Source organism: Elstera litoralis (assembly GCF_000963705.1).
Classification (GTDB): Bacteria; Pseudomonadota; Alphaproteobacteria; order Elsterales; family Elsteraceae; genus Elstera; species Elstera litoralis.
In genome coordinates this window covers 1-2,945 of the sequence record NZ_LAJY01000549.1, presented here as the reverse complement: position 1 = coordinate 2,945, position 2,945 = coordinate 1, and the positions used below count along the sequence as shown (strand labels likewise).

Below are 2,945 nucleotides of genomic sequence, written 5' to 3'. Positions count from 1 at the left end.
TTTTCGACCGGCTGGCCGCGTTCAAGAGTCTCTCTAGCGAAGCGCAAACGCAGATCGAGACCATTCGAAAAGAGCAAAAGGCCTATACCGAGATTGCCGAAAGCATCATCCGAACGATTCAAAACAGCGGCATGGGGCTCGATTCGGCCATGATCGATGCCGAACAACAGAATGGCTTCGTTGTCTCCTTGCTCGAAACCGCGATTCAGGAGCGGGAAACCGCGATCTCGTCCACCGTCGTCGTGCTGGAGCAAAGCCGGAAGGAAGGCTCCAATCGGTTCCTCGGTCTGTTGGCGGGGGCAGTGACCCTGTCGGGGTTGGTGGCGCTCACCATCGCCCGGCGCACCAGCCGCTCGCTCAGTCGGATTACCGAAGCCATGCAGGACATCGCCGCCGGGAACCTCGGAACCGAGGTGGTGGGCGCGGACCGGCCCGACGAGGTGGGGGCGATTGCCAAAGCCCTCACCGTCTTCAAACAGAATGCCATTGATAAAGAGACGCTGGAGATGCAGCAGGCCGAAGGCAAGCGTCAGAGCCGCCGGGCGCTGCAAGAGCGAATGGATACGCTGGCCAGCACCTTTGAGAAATCGGTGATCGGCGTCGTCGATATGGTCATCGCCTCGGCGGGCGAAATCTGCCAGATGGCCGAGCATACCGCCGAGCGCAATGAAACCGGCTCCACCAGCACGCTCGAAGTGGCGGGGGCTGCGGACGCCACCCTGGAGCGGGCGGAAACCGTGTCCGCCGCCGTCGAGCAGCTCTCGAAATCGGTCGCCGAGATTGGCGAGAATATGACGCGCTCGGTAAGCTGCACGCGCCAAGCCGTGACCGATGTCGATCACGCCTCCGAACAGGTCAAACGCTTGGCCGATGCCGCCATCGAGATCGGTCAAGTGGTCGATCTCATCAATCAAATCGCGGCGCAAACCAATCTGCTGGCGCTGAACGCCACTATCGAAGCCGCCCGCGCCGGCGATGCCGGAAAAGGCTTTGCCGTGGTCGCGGGCGAGGTCAAGAATTTAGCGGCGCAAACCGGGCGCGCCACCGAGGATATCGCCCAGCGCATCGCCCGCATCCGCGAGGAAACTACGGGCGCGATGGATGGGATGACGCGCATCCGCAAAACCATTGCCGAGGTCAGCGAAATCGCCACCATCGTTGCGGCGGCGGTCGAGGAGCAGGAGGCCACCACCGGCGAAATCACCCGCAACGTTCAAGGCGTCGCCACCGAAATGAGCCGCGTTACCGACGCCATCGGCACCGTTACCTTCGGGACGATCAAATCTTGCTCGGGCGCAATCGAAGTGCTCTGGGCCGCCGAAGGGCTGCTGACCCCCGCCGAGCAATTGGGGGCGGACGTGCGCGACTTCATCACCTATATACGTCAGCACGACGACGAGGCCGCTTAACCGGGACCATCATGATCTTAGACGCCGCACTTGCGAACCTTCTTTCCCCCATCATTCTCTGCTTCGTCTTGGGGTTGGTCGCAGGCGCGGTCAAATCCGATCTTGAGGTGCCTGCCCCTATCGCCAAGGGCCTGTCGCTCTATTTGATGCTGGCGATCGGCCTTAAGGGCGGCTGGAGCCTCGCGGCCAGCGGGGCCGGTTGGTCGGCAGCCCCCGCCCTGCTGGTGGCGGCGCTCCTCAGCCTCATGCTCCCCCTGCCCGCCTATGCCGCCCTGCGCAGCCTCTTGAAGCTCGACCAGCCGACGGCAGCCGCGATTGCGGCCCATTACGGCTCCATCAGCATCGTCACCTTCGCGTCGGCACAAACCTTCCTGGCGCAACAGGCCGTCGGGTTCGAAGGCTATGTGGTGGCAATGGTGGCGATCATGGAAACCCCCGCCATTGTTACCGGCATTTATCTCGCCCATCGCGGCGCCAAGGCGGCTGGCGACAGGGGACCAGAAACATCGCATCGGGATCATCTGCTACGCGAGGTGCTGTTCAACGGCTCGGTCATGCTGCTCGTGGGCGGGCTGCTGATCGGGTGGGCCACGGGCGCGCGCGGCGAGGCCGACGTGAAGCCCTTCTTCAATGACCTGTTCAAAGGCGCGCTCTGTTTGTTTTTGCTGGACATCGGCCTCACTGTCGCCCGGCGCGGGGCCGCGATGAAACGCTTGACCGTGGGGCTGGTCGGGTTTGGCGTCGTGATGCCGCTGATGTCGGCCACAGCGGGCTTGGGCGCGGGGCTTCTGCTCGGACTATCCTTGGGCGGCGTCACGCTGCTGATGCTGCTTTGCGCCTCGGCCTCTTATATCGCAGTGCCCGCCGCCATGCGCCTTGCGGTGCCGAAAGCCGATCCTGCGATTTATATGACCCTGTCGCTGGCCGTGACATTTCCATTCAATATCGTGCTCGGCGTGCCGCTCTATTATGCGGTCGCGCGCTGGGCCGTGGGGGGCTAAACGATGGTGCAAACCTATCCACGCAAGAAGATCGAGCTGATCGTCGAGACCGCCTATCTTCCGGCGATGCTGGCCATGATCGATGCAAGCGGGGCAACGGGCTATACCGTTATCCGCGATCTCCTTGGGCGCGGTCACCACGGGGAGCGCGGGCGCGAAGCCTTGGGCGGCAATGGTAATGCCCTGGTGATGGTCATCACCACCGCCGCAATCGCCGACACGATCTTGACCGGCAGTCAGCGCATTCTGGGGGATGGTTTTGGGATTGTGACCCTATCGGATGTTCAGGTTTTACGCCCGGATCACTTTTGATTGCTACAGGCTTCGATAAACGAAGAAGAGGCTCAGCAGCAAAAACACAATCGGCGTCGCCACCGCCGTTATATGGGAGAGCGTATGAATACGCGACGGCCTGACGATGAGCGGAACATAGGCGGTTTCCTGCCCCGCGACATAATTCTTCTTATAGCGCCGCTTACTTTGGCGCACTTCCAGAAAGCCGGAGACGATGGCGATGAACCCAAGCGTCGCGGCA

General features: G+C 62.1%; 4 protein-coding genes. 3 read left to right on the top strand and 1 reads right to left on the bottom strand.

Annotated features, from left to right (window positions below):
- The 3 genes from VZ95_RS17295 to VZ95_RS17285 form a co-directional block, all read left to right on the top strand.
- Nucleotides 1–1,409, top strand: a 1,409-nt coding sequence (locus VZ95_RS17295) for a methyl-accepting chemotaxis protein (RefSeq protein ID WP_052711894.1), incomplete at its 5' end; no start/stop codon positions are given.
- Nucleotides 1,410–1,420: 11 nt separating this feature from the next.
- A complete protein-coding gene (locus VZ95_RS17290) occupies nucleotides 1,421–2,410 on the top strand; it encodes a sodium-dependent bicarbonate transport family permease (protein WP_045776966.1) in 990 nt (329 codons plus the stop codon).
- 3 nt (nucleotides 2,411–2,413) lie between these two features.
- The gene (locus VZ95_RS17285; RefSeq protein WP_045776965.1) at nucleotides 2,414–2,722 is read left to right on the top strand and encodes a P-II family nitrogen regulator; all 309 of its coding nucleotides are present in this window, start codon (nucleotides 2,414–2,416) and stop codon (nucleotides 2,720–2,722) included.
- A 3-nt stretch (nucleotides 2,723–2,725) separates the two neighbouring features.
- Here VZ95_RS17285 and VZ95_RS25920 read toward each other — a convergent pair.
- Nucleotides 2,726–2,945 (bottom strand): hypothetical protein (locus tag VZ95_RS25920; RefSeq protein ID WP_045776964.1); only part of this gene is annotated, 220 nt, incomplete at its 5' end.

Coding starts and splice junctions, on each gene's coding strand:
- VZ95_RS17290 (WP_045776966.1), top strand. CDS start 1,421: ATGATCTTAGACGCCGCACTTGCGAACCTTCTTTCCCCCATCATTCTC.
- VZ95_RS17285 (WP_045776965.1), top strand. CDS start 2,414: ATGGTGCAAACCTATCCACGCAAGAAGATCGAGCTGATCGTCGAGACC.